General features: G+C 39.8%; 16 protein-coding genes. 9 read left to right on the forward strand and 7 right to left on the reverse strand.

Translation table 11 applies throughout. The features are described from left to right. Positions 1-300: 300 nt before the first annotated feature. The 7 genes from gyrA to dnaA all read right to left on the reverse strand — a co-directional run bounded on the left by gyrA (position 301) and on the right by dnaA (position 9,440). A complete protein-coding gene (gene gyrA / locus QRN39_RS16635; RefSeq protein WP_003214767.1) occupies positions 301-2,802 on the reverse strand; it encodes a DNA gyrase subunit A in 2,502 nt (833 codons plus the stop codon). 232 nt (positions 2,803-3,034) lie between these two features. Continuing rightward, on the reverse strand, positions 3,035-4,951 hold the full coding sequence (gene gyrB, locus QRN39_RS16640) for a DNA topoisomerase (ATP-hydrolyzing) subunit B (protein WP_284907719.1): 1,917 nt from the start codon (positions 4,949-4,951) through the stop codon (positions 3,035-3,037). A 57-nt stretch (positions 4,952-5,008) separates the two neighbouring features. Next, entirely contained in the window at positions 5,009-5,254 is a 246-nt protein-coding gene (gene remB, locus QRN39_RS16645) for an extracellular matrix regulator RemB (protein WP_212046499.1), read from the reverse strand. A gap of 17 nt (positions 5,255-5,271) precedes the next feature. Continuing rightward, positions 5,272-6,384, reverse strand: a complete 1,113-nt coding sequence (recF, locus tag QRN39_RS16650; RefSeq protein ID WP_003215341.1) for a DNA replication/repair protein RecF — start codon at positions 6,382-6,384, stop codon at positions 5,272-5,274. A 16-nt stretch (positions 6,385-6,400) separates the two neighbouring features. Then, positions 6,401-6,616, reverse strand: a complete 216-nt coding sequence (gene yaaA / locus QRN39_RS16655; RefSeq protein WP_003215257.1) for a S4 domain-containing protein YaaA — start codon at positions 6,614-6,616, stop codon at positions 6,401-6,403. 150 nt (positions 6,617-6,766) lie between these two features. Then, entirely contained in the window at positions 6,767-7,903 is a 1,137-nt protein-coding gene (dnaN, locus tag QRN39_RS16660) for a DNA polymerase III subunit beta (protein WP_050944677.1), read from the reverse strand. 196 nt (positions 7,904-8,099) lie between these two features. Then, positions 8,100-9,440, reverse strand: coding sequence for a chromosomal replication initiator protein DnaA (gene dnaA / locus QRN39_RS16665; protein ID WP_003214781.1), 1,341 nt, complete (start codon positions 9,438-9,440; stop codon positions 8,100-8,102). Positions 9,441-10,060: 620 nt separating this feature from the next. Between dnaA and rpmH the strand changes: the two genes are divergently transcribed. The 9 genes from rpmH (at position 10,061) to QRN39_RS16710 (ending at position 18,538) form a co-directional block, all read left to right on the forward strand. Next, positions 10,061-10,195 (forward strand): 50S ribosomal protein L34, encoded by a 135-nt coding sequence (gene rpmH / locus QRN39_RS16670; RefSeq protein ID WP_008360908.1) that lies wholly within the window; start codon positions 10,061-10,063, stop codon positions 10,193-10,195. Positions 10,196-10,273: 78 nt separating this feature from the next. Further along, positions 10,274-10,633: a ribonuclease P protein component gene (rnpA, locus tag QRN39_RS16675; protein WP_003214983.1), complete on the forward strand. Its 360-nt coding sequence runs from the start codon at positions 10,274-10,276 to the stop codon at positions 10,631-10,633. A gap of 158 nt (positions 10,634-10,791) precedes the next feature. Next, the gene (gene spoIIIJ, locus QRN39_RS16680; protein WP_095117972.1) at positions 10,792-11,574 is read left to right on the forward strand and encodes a YidC family membrane integrase SpoIIIJ; all 783 of its coding nucleotides are present in this window, start codon (positions 10,792-10,794) and stop codon (positions 11,572-11,574) included. Next, a complete protein-coding gene (gene jag, locus QRN39_RS16685; protein ID WP_212046500.1) occupies positions 11,571-12,194 on the forward strand; it encodes an RNA-binding cell elongation regulator Jag/EloR in 624 nt (207 codons plus the stop codon). The genes spoIIIJ and jag overlap by 4 nt, the downstream gene beginning before the upstream one ends. Before the next feature lie 403 nt (positions 12,195-12,597). Next, positions 12,598-13,977 (forward strand): tRNA uridine-5-carboxymethylaminomethyl(34) synthesis GTPase MnmE, encoded by a 1,380-nt coding sequence (gene mnmE / locus QRN39_RS16690; RefSeq protein WP_003214852.1) that lies wholly within the window; start codon positions 12,598-12,600, stop codon positions 13,975-13,977. 17 nt (positions 13,978-13,994) lie between these two features. Further along, positions 13,995-15,881 (forward strand): tRNA uridine-5-carboxymethylaminomethyl(34) synthesis enzyme MnmG, encoded by a 1,887-nt coding sequence (gene mnmG / locus QRN39_RS16695; RefSeq protein WP_065097567.1) that lies wholly within the window; start codon positions 13,995-13,997, stop codon positions 15,879-15,881. A gap of 13 nt (positions 15,882-15,894) precedes the next feature. Then, positions 15,895-16,614 carry a 16S rRNA (guanine(527)-N(7))-methyltransferase RsmG gene (gene rsmG, locus QRN39_RS16700; RefSeq protein ID WP_003215161.1) on the forward strand — a complete coding sequence of 240 codons (720 nt, stop codon included), beginning with the start codon at positions 15,895-15,897 and terminating at the stop codon, positions 16,612-16,614. A 105-nt stretch (positions 16,615-16,719) separates the two neighbouring features. Continuing rightward, positions 16,720-17,595: a nucleoid occlusion protein gene (noc, locus tag QRN39_RS16705; RefSeq protein WP_003214896.1), complete on the forward strand. Its 876-nt coding sequence runs from the start codon at positions 16,720-16,722 to the stop codon at positions 17,593-17,595. A 118-nt stretch (positions 17,596-17,713) separates the two neighbouring features. Next, positions 17,714-18,538, forward strand: coding sequence for a C40 family peptidase (locus tag QRN39_RS16710; RefSeq protein ID WP_251190535.1), 825 nt, complete (start codon positions 17,714-17,716; stop codon positions 18,536-18,538). Positions 18,539-18,602: the final 64 nt, after the last annotated feature.

The following is an 18,602-nucleotide window of genomic DNA, read 5'->3' on the forward strand; positions in this document are numbered from 1 at the left end:
TTTTTATAAAAACTCGAATTAACAGGTACGTTTTGTCTTGTTTAGTTTTCAAAGAACTTGTGTGTCACTCTCTTAAAGCGACCACTTAAATATATCATATATCTCTATCAACAGTCAACATTTTTCTTAAAAAACATTTTGTTTTTCTAAGAAGTTTTTACTGGGGAATGAGATAAAAAATAGAGCCTCTTTTTGCTCCTTTGAAAGATTAACACATATCTATGAAAAAAGCATTATAAATTTCAAAAAAAGTGATGTTTTTTCAAAAAAAATAAAGCCGGTGAAAAACCGGCTTTATTTTTACTCAGATTGCTCTTGATCTGACTCTATATTCTCTACGTTCTCTTCATTATCTTCATCGTCTTCTTGTGATTGTTCAACTAATGCCACTGTTGCGACATGTTCCTCATCACCAAGACGGATTAGGCGGACACCTTGAGTGACACGGCCTGTTGTCGAAATGTCTGAAACGGCCATACGAATGATGACACCGCTCCCTGTAATAATCATCAAGTCTTCTTCAGCTTCAGCATTGGTCGCCTTCACTGTGACAAGCGGACCATTGTTGTCAGTGATCTTGCATGTTTTAAGACCTTTACCGCCTCGAGTTTGAACACGATATTCTTTTTCAGGCGTTAATTTACCATAACCTCTTTCGGTTACGATCAATACGTTTGCATCTGGCTCAAGGATTTCCATTCCAACGACGATGTCATCCTCAGAAAGTGTAATCCCTTTGACCCCAGCTGCCGTACGTCCCATTTCACGAACATCTGTCTCGGCGAAACGAATCAGCATCCCCTTTTTCGTCCCAATGATGATTTGTTTTTCTCCATTGGTTAAACGAACGGCCATCAGTTCATCTTCGTCACGAAGGCTAAGTGCAATAAGACCGTTGTTTCGAATGTTAGCGAACTGAGACAATGTCGTCCGTTTGGATACACCATGTCTTGTTGTAAAGAAGAGATACGAATTTTCATCAAATTCGCTTACTGGAATAATGGCGTTAATCCATTCTCCCTTTTCTACTTCAAGAAGGTTAATGATCGGAATCCCTTTCGCTGTCCGTCCGAATTCAGGAATCTCATACCCTTTCGCACGATAAACCTTCCCTTTATTAGAGAAGAAAAGAATCGTATCGTGGGTCGATGTTGAAATCAACTGTTCAACGAAATCATCTTCGTTGGTTCCCATTCCTTGGACACCTTTACCGCCTCTTTTTTGACTGCGGTATGTTGATGCAGGGAGACGCTTGATATAACCATTATGCGTCAGCGTAATCACGATGTTCTCAACAGGAATCAAATCTTCGTCTTCAATTGTTTCAATACCCGCTGTCACAATTTCAGTACGGCGCGTATCATTGAAGCGTTCTTTAATTTCTATTAATTCTTCTCTAATGATTTCAAGTACTTTCTCATTGTCTGCTAAAATGGCTTTTAATTCAGCAATCAAATCAACAAGTCCTTTATATTCATCTTCTATCTTTTCTCGTTCTAGACCAGTCAAACGCTGAAGTCGCATATCAAGAATGGCCTGTGCCTGTTTTTCAGACAAGCTATAGTTCTCCATCAAACCATTTCTCGCAATTTCCGCAGTTTGAGAGCCTCTAATTAAAGCAATGACTTCATCTAAGTGATCAAGTGCAATTCTCAGACCTTCTAAAATGTGTGCTCTTGCTTCTGCTTTACGTAGCTCATACGCTGTTCTTCTGCGAATGATCACTTTTTGATGCTCTAGATAGTACTCTAGACATTGTTTGAGGGACAAGACTTTCGGCTGTCCATCAACAAGTGCTAATAAGTTGATACCAAAAGACGTTTGAAGTGTCGTTTGTTTATAAAGATTGTTTAATAGAACATGAACGTTTGCATCTCTACGCAGTTCAATGACAATACGCATACCATTACGATCTGATTCATCACGCAAGTCTGTAATGCCATCAATCTTTTTATCACGCACAAGATCAGCAATTTTTTCAATTAAACGGGCTTTGTTGACTTGGTAAGGGATCTCATTGATAACAATGCGCTGTTTACCACTAGATGTTTCCTCAATATCCGATTTTGCTCTTAATGTAATAGAGCCGCGCCCTGTCTCATACGCCTTCCGAATACCACTTCGGCCAATGATTTGACCTGCTGTTGGGAAATCTGGGCCTGGGATGATGTCCATAAGTTCCTGTGTAGTCATTTCAGGGTTTTGACTGATAGCCAATACCCCATCAATCACTTCACCTAATTGGTGTGGCGGAATATTGGTCGCCATTCCTACAGCAATTCCTGTCGCTCCGTTGACCAATAAGTTCGGGAACCTTGCAGGCATCACCATTGGCTCTCTTTCACTGCCGTCATAGTTATCCTGATAATCAATGGTATCCTTAGTGATATCACGGAGGATTTCCATAGAAATCTTCGATAGACGTGCCTCGGTGTAACGCATCGCCGCTGCTCCGTCTCCATCGACTGAACCAAAGTTTCCATGACCATCTACTAACATATAACGATAGTTGAAGTCTTGCGCCATACGAACCATCGCTTCGTATACAGCACTGTCACCATGAGGGTGATACTTACCGATAACTTCCCCGACGATACGTGCAGATTTCTTAAATGGTTTATCACTTGTCATACCTAGGTCATTCATCGCATACAAAATTCTTCGATGCACGGGCTTTAATCCGTCACGCACATCTGGTAATGCACGCGACACAATCACACTCATTGCATAATCTAAAAAAGACGTACGCATTTCCTGACTAATATTCACTTCGCGTACATTTGGTGTATGTTGTTCACTCACTATAAGAACCTCCCTTTACGTATCACATGAAATAAATTATGTGGGAGTAAAATATGTATTTATCTTCACAAGACTATTCTCCATTATATCAATAATCTCGTCTTTATACACATTTATTTACTAGAAAATCAGCGAAAACACGGAAAAACAGGACATTGGTTACACGCCCCTATTTCTTGAAAAACAACCTTATTCCAAACAAGAAATAAGGTTGTTCTCAGTAGGGATCTATCTAAATATCGAGGTTTTTCACGTATTGCGCATTTTCTTCGATAAAGTTTCTTCTCGGCTCTACTTTATCTCCCATGAGCATTTCAAATGTCTCATCAGCATCGATCGCATCCTCAAGTGTGACTTGAAGAAGTGTTCTCGCATCAGGGTCCATTGTTGTTTCCCAAAGCTGAGTTGCGTTCATTTCTCCAAGACCTTTATAGCGCTGAAGTCCAGGTTTTGGTGTTTGAGGCAATGTCTTTAGCAGATCATCTAGCTGTTTATCGTTATACACATACTCAACACGTTTACCTTGCTGCACTTTAAATAAAGGTGGCTGCGCAATATACACATAACCGTTTTCAATGATTTCACGCATGTAGCGATAGAAGAATGTTAAAAGCAGCGTTCGAATGTGCGCTCCATCGACATCCGCATCTGTCATGATCACAACTTTGTGATAGCGAGCTTTCTCTAAATTAAAGTCTTCTCCGATTCCAGTCCCTAACGCTGTAATCATTGACCGAACCTCGTTGTTCGATAGAATTTTATCTAGTCGCGCTTTTTCTACGTTTAGGATCTTCCCTCTTAACGGTAAGATTGCTTGGAAGTGACGATCACGACCTTGCTTAGCAGATCCACCCGCAGAATCTCCCTCTACGATATAAAGTTCAGAGATGGAAGGGTCTTTAGAAGAACAATCCGCCAGTTTCCCCGGTAAGCTGGAGACTTCCAGTGCACTTTTACGTCTTGTCAGCTCACGTGCCTTTTTGGCAGCCATTCTTGCACGAGCTGCCATCACGCCTTTCTCCACAATTTTCTTTGCAGCATCAGGGTTCTCTAAGAGGAATTTCTCAAGTGCTTCAGAGAAAAGGGAGTCTGTGATGGTTCTTGCTTCTGAGTTCCCGAGCTTTGTCTTCGTTTGTCCTTCGAATTGAGGATCTGGATGTTTGATGGAGATAATGGCTGTTAAGCCCTCTCGCACATCTTCACCGCTCAAATTCGAGTCTCCATCTTTGAATACGCCATTTTTACGAGCATAATCATTGATGACACGCGTCAGACCTGTTTTAAAGCCTGCTTCGTGTGTTCCGCCTTCATACGTGTTGATATTGTTGGCGAAGGAATAGATGTTGCTTGTATAGGAATCGTTATATTGTAATGCCACTTCAACCGTGATTCCATCTTTTTCACCTTCGATGTAAACGGGTTCTTCATGAACGACTTCTTTTGAGCGATTTAAATGTTCTACATAGCTCTTAATACCGCCTTCATAGCAGTATTCATTTCGTCGTTCTTTCCCCTCGCGTAAATCTTCAATAACGATGTTGACACCTTTTGTTAAGAAAGCTAACTCACGTACCCGGTTGGCAAGTGTGTCGTAATCAAATTCAATGGTTTCAGTAAAAATTTCTGTATCTGGCACAAAATGAGTGGTTGTCCCTGTAACATCTGTTTCACCAATGATCTCTAAATCTCCAACTGGAACACCACGTTTGAATTGTTGATAATGAATCTTCCCATCACGATATACGGTCACGTCTAAGGTCGTAGATAACGCATTAACAACAGATGCCCCTACGCCATGCAGACCGCCAGATACTTTATAACCGCTGCCGTCAAATTTACCGCCAGCGTGAAGAACAGTCATAATAACCTCTACAGCAGGACGTCCCATTTTCTCATGAATCCCAACAGGAATTCCGCGGCCATTATCTTTCACTGTAATGCTATTATCCTTTTCAATTTGCACCGTAATATCTGTGCAATATCCAGCTAAAGCCTCATCAATACTGTTGTCGACAATTTCCCATACAAGATGGTGAAGTCCTTTTGCACTGGTTGACCCAATGTACATTCCTGGACGTTTTCTAACAGCTTCTAGTCCTTCAAGCACCTGTATCTGATTTTCATCATAACTATTATGTTGCTGTTCCATTGCCACGTACATTCACCTACACTTTTCTTAAACGATATATTTATATGAATTGAGCTTTTAGACTTCAATTTCAATCACAAATGAAGCACGTTTTTTGAGCGTGCTTGAGGAAAGAGGAGAGTAATAAACAGATTTAGTTGTGACGACGATGGATTTGGGTGTCCCTTGTGATAACGAAATGATTTGTCTTTCGTGTTTTAGGAGAAACTCTTCCACAACAGAAGACGACCTCATTTTGTAATCAACAATTGCGACAATCTCTCGTGTAGAAACAACACAATCATCACCTAAATGAATATACAAGACCCACACCTCATTTATCAGTCAATTACTTTTCCACTGGCTACTCTGAAAATTTCCGCTTCTTTCAAGGTGGCGTGATCGATGCCTTCAACACTTGTTGTGGTGACGAAGGTCTGTACACGTCCCTGAATGGTATGGAGCAAATGAGACTGTCTGTAATCATCAAGTTCAGATAAAACATCATCGAGTAGAAGAATGGGATATTCTCCAATCTCTTCGTGTATCAAGTCGATTTCTGCCAGCTTTAGTGAAAGAGCTGTTGTTCTTTGCTGCCCTTGAGAGCCATATGTCTGAACATCCCGACCATTCACAAAGAAAAGAAGGTCATCTCTGTGAGGTCCCCACAGCGTCACTCCTCGGTCTATTTCTCTGTCTCTTAGTTTCTGAAACGATTCTTCATAGCTATTCTTTATTTTCGACAAGTCTGACGCTTCTGATACCTCTATCGCCGTGTGGTATTGGAGCGTGAGTGTTTCTAGCTCTCTAGAAATGCCAAAATGCAACGGCTGCGCCCATTTCTCGAGCTGTTTCGTAAAAGTCAGTCGTCTTTTGACAACTTTCGCTGCCGCATCAATCAACTGCTCTGTTAAAACCTCCAGCATCGCTTGATCCTTTTGCTTTCTTGTCTGCAATTGTTTCAAGTAATGATTCCGCTGAGAGAGAATTTTTTGATAGAGCGATAAATCATGCAAGTAGACAGCAGAAACTTGTCCAATCTCCATATCGAGAAATCTTCTGCGGATTTGCGGGCTGCCCTTCACAAGACTTAAGTCCTCTGGTGCAAACATGATGGTGTTTAACGCACCAACATAATGACTGAGCTTCTGTTGTTCAATGTGATTGACCTTGCCCTTTTTCCCTTTTTTTGAGATCACTAGCTGCATTGGGAGTGGACCATTTTTTTTGATGACTCTACCTTCTATTTTAGCATAGTCTTGGTCCCATCGGATAAGTTCTTTATCATTTGACGTACGATGCGACTTTGCCATCGACAATACATAGATCGCTTCCATCAAGTTCGTTTTACCTTGGGCATTCTCACCGATCATGACATTCACCTTGTTGTCGAATTGAAGCTCGGTGTGTTCATAGTTTCGGTATGAAGTTAACGCCAGACTTTGAATGTACATGTATTGTCACCCGTTTCTAATTCACAACTTGAAATGTGCCATAACCTTCTATCTCGACAACATCTCCTGGGTATAGTTTGCGTCCCCGTCTATTATCTGGCTCTTGATTAATGAACACCTCATGTTCACTTAAAAACCATTTCGCCATTCCGCCAGATTGGATGACTTCGGCTAATTTCAAAAACTGCCCTAATGTAATCATTTCTTTCTCAATGGTTATAAGATTAGGCATTGTATCGACCTCTTTCAATATCACTAATATCTAATTGTACTAAAAAACAAGACAAGAAGGAAAGGGGGAAAGCGAACTGGGATGAAAGAAAGCATGGTAAACGAGAAGAAAAGCTGCTGTGCACTCTCACAGCAGCTATTTTAGATTGAATTAATATGTTCTGACTGGAAGAATCAACTGCAAGATTGAATCATCATTTGGCGTGCGCAACAGGAAAGGTCTCATGGCACCAGTGAAGCTTACATGAATTTCAGTTCCCTCTAATACTTTTAACGCATCCAGCATATATTTTGGACTGAAGGAGATTTTAAGGTCCTCCCCTTTAATGTCATCTGCTTGAACCGTTTCGACTACTTTACCGATCTCAGGTGAATTAGAAGAAATCTCAAGGCTTTGTTCAGGATCAGCTGACAGCTTTACGACGTTATTGCGTCCTTCTCTTGCCAAAAGTGATGCACGATCAATGGCTTGAAGGAATTCCTTCGTGTTGACCACGACATCCGTTTTACTTTCCTGCGGGATCAGGCGAGCTGTATCTGGATAATTACCATCCAGCAATCTTGAGAAGAACAACACGTTTTGTGCTTTAAAGAGAACTTGAGTTTCTGTAATTACGATGCTCACAAGATCTTGTCCATCATCAAGGATTCTACTTAGCTCTGTTAAACTTTTCCCTGGAATCACGACATTGTATGAGCTTTCCTCGTCAATATCCAACTTCGCTTTTCTCAAAGCAAGACGGTGGCTATCCGTCGCTGTGCATATTAATTCACCTTTTTCTACTCTCCAGTTTACACCTGTCAAGATAGGTCGTGTTTCTGAGGTGGACACTGCAAAAACAGTTTGACGAATTAAGTTTTTAAGCAGGTCTGTCGGAATTTGAAATGCATGATGCTCTTCAATTTGCGGAAGATGCGGATATTCCTCAGCATCTAAGCCGTTTAAGTTAAATTCCGCTGAACCAGAACGGATGATGGTGAGGTGATTTTGTTCTACTTCAATTTCGACAGTAGCCATTGGCAGTTTCTTCACAATTTCACTAAAGAAGCGGGCCTGAAGCACAATACTCCCTGGACGATCAATCGTGATCACTTCTAAATCTCCATCTCTTTGAGAAATAAAGGATTCAATTGAGATATCAGAGTCGCTTCCTGTGAGAGAAACCCCCTCATCAGATGCAACAATTTTTATCCCTGTCAAAATAGGTATCGTTGTTCTAGAGGATACGGCCTTTAATACATCTTGGACACTTTCGACAAGACGATCTTTTTGAATCGTGAATTTCATAGTGGTCCTCCTAAATTTTCTTAATGACATGTATATATATTTTATTAATAAAAATCGTAGAAGTAATAGTAGGGCTTGTGAATATGTGGATAAGTCGGTAATAAGAAAGGAAAGACAGCCTATCCACATGTGGACAGACTGTGTATGACTATGCTCTAGTTATTCACATTTTCCCGTACTTATTATATCAGCTAGGTTATTTTAATTGTTCTTTGATTTCTTTCACATGCTGCTGAAGCTGTTCATCTTCAACGATTAATTTCGAAATCTTCTCATGAGCATGAATGACAGTCGTATGATCACGACCTCCAAATTCTTCTCCTATTTTAGGCAGAGAGGAATCGGTCATTTCTCTAGAGAGATACATGGCAATTTGTCTTGGATAAGCAACTGACTTCGTACGTTTCTTCGCTTTGAAATCCTCTAAGCGAATATTAAATTGCTGCCCTACAATTCTTTGAATATCTTTAATTGTAATGATCCTTGGCTTCGATGAAGGAATGATGTCCTTTAGCGCTTCAGCTGCTAGATCCGCATTGATATCTTTATTAATTAAAGAAGAATAAGCAACGACACGAATCAAAGCACCCTCCAGTTCACGAATGTTGCTGTCGATTTGATTGGCAATATAAAGCATGACTTCATTCGGAATGTCTAATCCCTCTGCTTTTGCCTTTTTTCGTAAAATCGCAATACGCGTTTCTAAATCTGGCGGGGTAATGTCTGTGATTAAGCCCCATTCGAATCGAGAGCGTAATCTGTCTTCAAGTGTCGGAATTTCTTTCGGCGGCCGATCACTAGAAATGACGATTTGCTTACTTTCTTCGTGAAGTGTGTTGAATGTATGGAAAAATTCTTCTTGTGTTTGTTCTTTTCCTGCTAAAAATTGAATATCATCTATCAAAAGCACATCGACATTCCGATAGCGATTACGGAAATCGACAGCTTTGTTGTCTCGGATTGAGTTGATAAATTCATTTGTAAATTTTTCAGATGATAGATAGACCACTTTGGCTGATGGATTATGGTCGATGACATAATGACCAATCGCATGCATCAAGTGAGTCTTTCCTAAACCAACGCCCCCATAAATAAAGAGCGGATTATATGCTTTTGCTGGTGCTTCCGCAACTGCAAGTGAAGCGGCATGCGCAAATCGGTTGCCTGAACCAATAACAAAAGTATCAAATGTATATTTTGGATTCAGCATATTTTGTGGAATATCGACGGGATCTTCTTTAGACATTTTTTTAATTGGAGACTTTGGCATAGCTTCCACTTCATCCTGATTTTGAGGAATAATAAATTTAATACTGAGCTCTTCACCTGTCAGTTCGTAGATGGTATCAGCAATTAAGTGAAGATATCTTGATTCCAGCCAGTCTCTAGCAAATTCATTTGGTGCGGTAATTGTAAGCGTATCACCTTGAAGAGAATGGGCTTTTGTCGATTTCATCCATGTCTCAAAACTGGGTTTGCTCAACTTTGTCTCTATTTTTTGAAGTGCTTTATTCCACAGATCCAAAATATTTTCCATAAGGCTTCTCCCCCCTCCTTTTCTTTTTAAAATGACCAGTATCAAACTGTTATAGAACACGAAAAAGAGCAAATGGTCATCACCATTCGTGCACATACATTGTTGAAAACAAATAATATAGTAGAAAAACGTCTTTTCGACAAATTACACAGCCTGTGGATAAACAATTCAACAACCTGTGTAATATCTTTCCACAGCTTATCCACAGATTGTGGATAACGCAAATAGGTCAGATAAGTAATTAAGAGTTAAAACACAAATATAATATCAAAATAAACGAGATGGTGCAATGGGTGTCACAAACTTATCCACACACTTTACATCCTGTTGAAAAATAATTATCCACATCGGTTATTTGTGTGAAAAAAATGTCGATAATGGATGTGGATAGTCTAAATATGCCGGAAAAATATCCACACCCTTGTTTTGGAGGCTTTTTAGGAGGAAAAAAAGAATAAAATGTTGGAAACTGAAAAAGAAGGTTTCTTCGTTTGATAAATTATGTTATGCTTATAAGGTTGATAATAAGAGTTTTATCATTGATATTGACAATCGATGGGTTACACAAATATAATGAGTTAGACTGTCTTAAACAGCTATTCCTCAGGGAGGTGTCATAAATGAAAAGAACGTTTCAACCAAATAACCGTAAGCGTAGTAAAGTTCATGGCTTCCGCAGCCGTATGAGTTCTAAAAACGGACGTCTAGTTTTAAAGCGACGCCGCAGCAAAGGTAGAAAAAAATTATCAGCTTAGGCCACTGAATAATGTCAGTGGTCTTTTTTACATAAAATCGTAATTGAACTGTCAGTTTTTATCGGAGTGGAAGAAAACATGAAGAAGCGAAACAGGCTAAAAAAAAATGAAGAGTTTCAAAAGGTGTTCAAAAAAGGTCAATCAATGGCGAACCGCCAATTCGTTATTTACCAGCTGGATCAACCAAATCAAGATGAACTGCGTTTAGGATTGTCTGTCAGTAAGAAGATTGGTAATGCAGTGATGAGAAATCGTATTAAACGACTGATCCGCCAGGTGTTTTTAGAGGAAGGTCATAAGTTAAAGCAAGAAAAAGACTACATTGTCATTGCAAGAAAACCGGCAAGTGAATTGACCTTTGAAGAAACAAAGAAGTCTCTCCAACATTTATTTAGAAAATCCGCTGTTTATCAACAACAACCGAAAAAGTCTTCGTAATAGAAACTTTCGTTGAATCAATTTTTAAAAGCGCTTCCTTCATCTAGTGAATTAAAATGAAACCACCACTTTGTAATGAAAAAATGTTACCATACTGATTAGGTGAGTCACTTTCGTAATCAATTCCAACTTAAATAAAGTTTGAAGTAATGGGAGGAATCTTGTTGAAAAGGCGATTATTACTAATATTTAGCTTGATTGGCGCATTGGTTCTATTGGCAGGATGTACACAGATTAATGAACCAATCACATCAGATAGTAAGGGATTCTGGAACTCATATATTGTTTACCCGCTATCTCAATTAATCACGTACATGGCAAATTTGACTGGTGAAAACTACGGGGTTGCGATCATTATTGTGACACTGTTAATCCGTTTGCTCATTTTACCATTAATGATTAAGCAGTTAAGAAGTACAAAAGCAATGCAAGCATTGCAGCCTGAATTGAAAAAACTTCGTGAAAAATATAGCTCTAAAGATCAAAAAACTCAGCAGCAGCTTCAGCAGGAAACAATGGCCCTTTTCCAAAAGAATGGCGTCAATCCATTGGCTGGCTGTTTCCCAATTTTAATTCAGATGCCAATCCTAATCGGTTTTTATCATGCGATTATGAGAACAGCAGAAATTAAAAAGCATACATTCTTATGGTTTGACTTAGGCAGTCCAGATCCATTGTTCCTATTACCGATCATTGCGGGGGTAGCTACATTCATTCAGCAAAAACTGATGATGGCTGGAAATCCTTCGGACAACCCTCAAATGGCGATCATGCTGTGGGTTATGCCGATTATGATCATTGTATTTGCTATTAGTTTCCCAGCAGCACTTTCATTGTACTGGGTTGTAGGTAACATTTTCATGATCATCCAAACATTAGTGATTAAAACTCCTCAAGTAAAATTAGATACAAAAGAAAAAGCTGGCGGGAATAAAAAATGAAGGAAATAACTGCTGTCGGTCGCACAATCGAAGAAGCAGTAGTTTCCGGACTTAAACAAATGCAGCTTCTAAAAGAAGAAGTAGATATCACAATAGTTGATGAAGGAAATAAAGGGTTCTTAGGATTATTTGGCAAAAGACAAGCTGTAGTCAAATTGATAGAAAAGAGAAATGCTCTTAAATTAGCTACACAGTATTTAGATAATATTGTTAAATCAATTGATCCTAAAGCGAAGATTGTTTCCAAACAGGAACCGAAAAAGATTTCTTTCCACATTGATGGAGATAAAACGTCATTAATGATTGGAAAAAGAGGTCAAACTTTGTACTCTTTAGAAACCTTGGTACAGTTAGTGTTTAATCGCTATTCTGATCAGTATCATCATATTACCATTGATATTGGAGATTATAGGAAGAAGCGACAAGAAGCACTTGAACAATATGCCGTCAAGACAGCAAACAAAGTTTTAAAAACGAAGAGAAAGGTTCATTTAGAACCAATGCCTTCGAACGAACGAAAAGTAATTCATGATACAATCGCTGCTTTTTCTAAAGAACTAGCAACGGCATCGGAAGATACAGGCAGTAAGCGTCATGTTGTGGTGCTGTATAAAAAATAACAGAAAGGCTAGAATTCAGCAAAGCTGGATTTTAGTCTTTTTTTATTGAAAAATTGTGTTTCTATAGAAGATTCATCCTTTATTTCTAAAAAGTTAGGGTGTAATTTGAGTGGAAAATGCTATTTTCACAAGTAAACAAAGGCATCGGGGCGTTTAAATTTATTGGGTTTCGGTGTAAGATGTGAAGATGAGTTGAGAACGTCGTTATTCACATGTGGATAAGTTAAGTGTTAAAATAGATAGGATGCCAAGCTGTGGATAATTAGATGGAGGATACTTTCACTTCGCTTTCATTTATGGTATCTTTAAATTTTGGATTAAGCGTTTTTGATATAGAGATGGATAACGTCCATTTAATAGATAAAAGACTGTCTATTAAAGTAGAGAAAGAGGTGATTGAGCGATGGATACAATTGCAGCCATTTCGACACCGATGGGTGAAGGAGCAATTGCGATTATTCGTTTAAGTGGGCCTGAGGCGGTACAGATCGCTGATCGGATGTATAAAGGGCCTAAGGAGAAAAAACTTGTATCAGTGGATTCTCATACCATTCATTATGGTCATATCGTGGATGCAAGGACTGATCAAGTAATAGAAGAGGTCATGGTGTCAGTACTTCGAGCGCCAAAAACATTTACGAGAGAAGACGTTATTGAGATTAACTGCCATGGCGGAATTGTAACGGTCAATAAAGTATTGCAGCTTGCTTTAAGAGAAGGAGCAAGATTAGCGGAGCCAGGTGAGTTCACAAAGCGTGCTTTCTTAAATGGAAGAATAGATCTATCGCAAGCAGAGGCTGTCATGGATTTGATTCGGGCAAAGACGGATCGTGCGATGAATGTAGCAATCACTCAAATGGAGGGACGACTCTCCGGTTTGGTTCAGCGACTGCGCGGCGAGATCCTAGAAACACTGGCGCATATTGAAGTCAATATTGACTACCCAGAGTATGACGATGTTGAAGAAATGACACATCGCGTTTTAGTGGAAAAAGCGACATCGGTCAAAAAAGAAATTGAGTCGCTGCTCTCGACCTCTCAGCAGGGGAAAATCCTTCGAGAGGGCTTATCCACTGTAATTATAGGAAGACCGAATGTTGGTAAGTCTTCCTTGCTGAATAGTCTTGTACAGGAAACAAAGGCGATTGTCACAGATATTCCTGGAACTACGAGAGATGTCATTGAGGAATATGTGAATGTAAGAGGTGTACCCCTCCGTCTAGTCGATACTGCGGGTATACGTGAGACTGAGGACATTGTTGAGCGTATAGGGGTTGAACGATCTAGACAGGTCTTAAAAGAAGCTGACCTGATTTTACTTGTGCTCAATTATAGCGAAGAATTATCAGAAGAAGATATTAAGCTTTTTGAGGCTGTCTCAGGTATGGATATCATCGTAATTGTGAATAAGACAGACCTTGAGCCTAAGCTTGATGTAGAAAAGGTCAAGCAGTTAGCGAAGGATCGTCCGGTGGTCACTACATCATTATTACAAGAAAAGGGCATTGATGAGCTAGAAATGGCGATTCAATCACTGTTCTTCACTGGATCAATTGAAAGTGGAGATTTAACGTATGTAAGTAATACAAGGCATATTGCCTTACTTCAGGCAGCAAAACAGTCAATTGAGGATGCTCTTGAAGGAATTGCAATGGACGTACCGATCGACATTGTTCAAATAGATTTAACACGCTGCTGGGAACAGCTCGGTGAAATTATAGGAGATGCTGTTCATGAAAGCTTGATTGATCAGTTATTCTCTCAATTCTGTTTAGGAAAGTAAAGGGAGGAACATAAGAAATGGGTTATGAAGCTGGCAATTATGACGTCATCGTCGTGGGTGCCGGTCATGCTGGGGTTGAGGCTGCTCTTGCTTCTGCAAGACAGGGCGCCAAAACACTTGTATTGACTATCAACCTCGATATGGTTGCTTTTATGCCATGTAATCCGTCCGTAGGCGGTCCTGCAAAAGGGATTGTCGTTAGAGAAATTGATGCACTGGGCGGAGAAATGGCACGAAATATAGATAAGACGCATATCCAAATGCGCATGCTGAATACGGGGAAAGGACCTGCTGTCCGTGCGTTAAGAGCGCAAGCAGATAAGTTCCAATATCAGCATGAAATGAAAAAAACAATGGAAAATGAACCGAACCTGACAATGCTTCAAGGGATGGTGGATCATTTAATTGTAGAAGATGATGAATGTAAAGGTGTCGTTACCCAAACAGGAGCAAACTATCGTGCGAAGTCTGTTGTATTAACGACTGGGACTTTCTTAAAAGGCCGCATTATTTTAGGGGATCTATCGTATTCAAGTGGTCCTAATAACCAGCAGCCATCCATCAAATTATCGGATCACCTAGCAGAGTTAGGATTCGATTTGGTTCGCTTTAAAACAGGAACACCTCCTCGAGTGAATAGTCACTCGATTGACTATAGTAAAACAGAAATTCAACCAGGTGATGACGTTCCGCGGGCGTTTTCCTATGAAACGGTTGAATATATTACTGATCAACTGCCATGCTGGTTAACTTATACGAGTTTAGAAACACATCAAATTATTGATGAGAATCTTCACCGTTCTCCAATGTATTCAGGTATGATTAAAGGAACTGGTCCTAGATACTGCCCTTCCATTGAAGATAAAGTGGTTCGTTTCAATGACAAACCAAGACATCAAATTTTCTTAGAGCCAGAAGGTCGTAATACGCAGGAAGTGTATGTTCAAGGATTATCTACAAGTCTTCCAGAGGATGTACAGCAGCGCATGCTTTCCACCATCCCAGGGCTCGAAAATGTACAAATGATGAGAGCGGGTTATGCCATTGAGTATGATGCAATTGTGCCTACTCAGTTGTGGCCTACACTTGAGACGAAGAAAATTTCTGGATTATATACAGCCGGCCAAATTAATGGTACGTCAGGCTATGAGGAAGCAGCAGGTCAAGGGATTATGGCAGGTATTAATGCAGGAAGAAAAGCATTGGGTAAAGAAGAAGTCATTTTAAGCCGATCTGATGCATATATCGGTGTTCTCATTGATGACCTTGTCACAAAGGGAACAAATGAACCTTACCGTCTTTTGACATCCCGTGCAGAGTATCGTTTGCTTCTTCGTCATGACAATGCGGATTTAAGATTAACTGAACTTGGCTATCATATTGGATTAATTTCTCAAGAAAGATTCCAGGCATACCAGCAGAAAAAAGAAGCCATTGAAGCAGAGAAAAAACGTTTATATTCTGTCATCATTAAACCCACAGCAGAGACACAAGAATTTATTCGTTCACTTGGTGGAAGTGAGCTGAAGGACGGTATTCGTGCAAGTGATTTGATGAAGCGTCCAGAAATGAACTATGAATCTGTTGTGACGTTAGCTCCTGCTGAAACACCGCTTCCTTCTGATGTGTGTGAGCAGGTAGAGATTCAAATTAAATACGAAGGTTATATTGAAAAGTCACTCCAACAAGTTGAAAAGCTGAAAAAGATGGAGAACAAAAAGATTCCTGATCGTATTGATTATGATGCCATCAAAGGGATTGCAACTGAAGCGAAACAAAAGCTGAAAGAAGTCCGACCGCTTTCTGTTGCACAGGCTTCTCGTATTTCAGGCGTTAACCCTGCTGATATTTCTATCCTTTTAGTATATTTAGAGCAGGGACGTATTGCGAAGATAGCAGAATAGAAAGGATGTCGGCATGAACATTGAACAATTTACAGCAGCACTAGAGGAGAAAGGGATGACCCTTTCTCCTGTGCAGCTTGAACAATTTGAAACTTACTTCCGCATGCTTGTAGAATGGAACGAGAAAATGAATTTGACGTCCATTACTGAAAAGGAAGAAGTGTATTTAAAGCATTTTTATGATTCAATTTCCGCATCATTTTTCATTGATTTTCACAAAGTAACGACGATTTGCGATATAGGAGCTGGTGCTGGTTTCCCAAGCATTCCTCTTAAAATTTGCTTCCCTCATCTACATGTGACCATTGTTGATTCTCTTCAGAAACGAATTACGTTTCTCAATGAGTTAGCAAAAGGGTTAAACTTACAAGATACTACTTTTTATCATGATCGTGCGGAGACGTTTGGACAACGTAAGGAAAAGCGTGAAAGCTATGATCTTGTCACTGCTAGAGCGGTTGCGCGTTTATCCGTCTTGAGCGAACTATGTCTGCCCCTTGTAAAAAAGGAAGGATTGTTTGTGGCATTAAAAGCATCTGCTGCTGATGAAGAAATGCAAGCAGGGAAGAAAGCCGTTACTGTCCTCGGAGGAGAGGTTGTTGAAAAGCATTCCTTTGTTCTTCCTTTAGAAGAAAGCGAACGGAACATCATTGTCATTGAAAAGAAAAAGCAAACACCAAAAAAATATCCTAGAAAACCAGGAACACCTAATAAATCACCAATAGAAGGTTGATCATGTAAAAGGTCGGTTTTTCTTCAATATTTAAGATTTTACAGAAGGAAAAAACATGAGAAAATAGAATTATAAAAAGGTAGTTTTTAAAGGTGGTGTAGGTTCATGAAGCATTCACTCTCACGCTTCTTCGGGCTTGGTGACAAAGAACATCCTGAGCGTGAAACCGAAATAGAGGCAGAGATTGCTGAGCATGATACATTAAAGGAAGAGATACAGGAGCTCCCGGTCGACACAATTATGCCAAACCGTTTTCAGCCACGCACCATTTTTTCAGAAGAAAAGATACATGAGCTGGCCACGACGATTCATACCCATGGCATTATTCAACCTATTGTTGTCAGACCGACAGAAGAAGAAGGAAAATATGAACTGATCGCCGGCGAAAGACGTTGGAGAGCGGTACAGACTCTTCACTGGGAGAAAATCCCCGCTATTATAAAAGATTTTACTGATACGGAAACGGCATCTGTGGCATTGATTGAAAATTTGCAAAGAGAAGAGCTGTCTGCTATTGAAGAGGCTCATGCCTATGCACGTCTTTTAGAGCTTCATGATTTAACACAGGAAGCGCTTGCTCAGCGTCTAGGTAAGGGACAATCAACTGTTGCAAACAAATTAAGACTTTTAAAGTTGCCTGAAGAGGTACAACAGGCCATCCTAGAGAAAAAAATCTCTGAAAGGCATGCACGTTCACTTGTACCCCTAAAGCTTCCAGAATTACAAATCGCGCTATTGCAGGAAATCATCGAAAAGCAGCTGAATGTAAAACAGACTGAAGAGCGTGTAGTGAAAATGCTTGAACAAAAAACAGATCGTAAACCGAAGCCAAAACGTAAGGCGTTTAGTCGTGATACACGAATTGCGATGAATACCATTCGTCAGTCTCTCCATATGGTAGAAGACAGCGGGCTTAAAATAAATACCGAGGAAGAAGAATTTGAGGAATATATCCAATTAACAATTCGGATTCCTAAATAGAAAAAAGCTGATGAGAGCCACTCGTCAGCTTTTTTTATTGGTTCTACTTTATATTTACTTATTATTCACAAATTGGTAAAATATGATTTTCATAGAGGAAAGGAGGTGACATGACTCGATGAAAATGAAAAAGACGAATTTTGTTATTATTTGTTATTTACTATTTTCTTTTTCTCTTTTTACAAATGAAACAACCACATTTGCTGTGAATTCGCCAACGGTTCCTGCAGAAGAAAGTCCGCTGACCAAAAAAGAACTGAACGTCCTGAAGAAACAAGGTGTTGTTTCGAAGGAGATCACTTTAGATCAATTAAATCATGAGCATGAGTCTCAGGACGACACAATTGACCTGATTTCAGCTGGCGATCATTTGAAGGCTTATGGCTTACAACAAAACAAGCAGGATGAGTTTGTGACGGATGAAAAGCCGCACACCATCAAGCGCCTTTTAGGAAAGCCGTATCCTGGTACCGATATTTTGCCTAAAAAAGGGGATATATTGGTGACAAACACTGATGCTTTGAAGGGCATCGTTGGACATGCAGGTATCGTCATTAATGAGAAGAGCTTTGCTTCTATTCCAGGGTTTCGACAGCATCCTCAGCTTGATTCCATTCTTAACTGGTTTCGCTATAATGCCAATACAAAGGTCATTCGTATTAATCAAGAGAAAACAGCAGACCTAGCTGGGGAATGGGCGCGCGATTATGTGAAAGCTCATCCAAAGGCTCGATACTCCATCACCATGTCTATTCAATCACTGGACCCGACTTATTGTTCAAAGATTGTGTGGCAGGCCTATGCCAAAACAGGCGATGCTGTAGGACATGCGACATTTACCATTAAGACCCCCTATGGATTCTTAAAAAAGAGAAACTATAAAACGGTGACCCCTAAGATTATTGTGAACGAAGGCCGTACAATTGGTGGATTACATTTTTGACAAGTGCCCCTCACTTATGATGGAAGTGAGGGTTTTTTATGCATATCTTTTTCTTCAAAAAGAT

The sequence above is a fragment of the Bacillus sp. lyk4-R2A-2 genome, from assembly GCF_030209735.1.
GTDB lineage: Bacteria > Bacillota > Bacilli > Bacillales > Bacillaceae > Bacillus > Bacillus pumilus.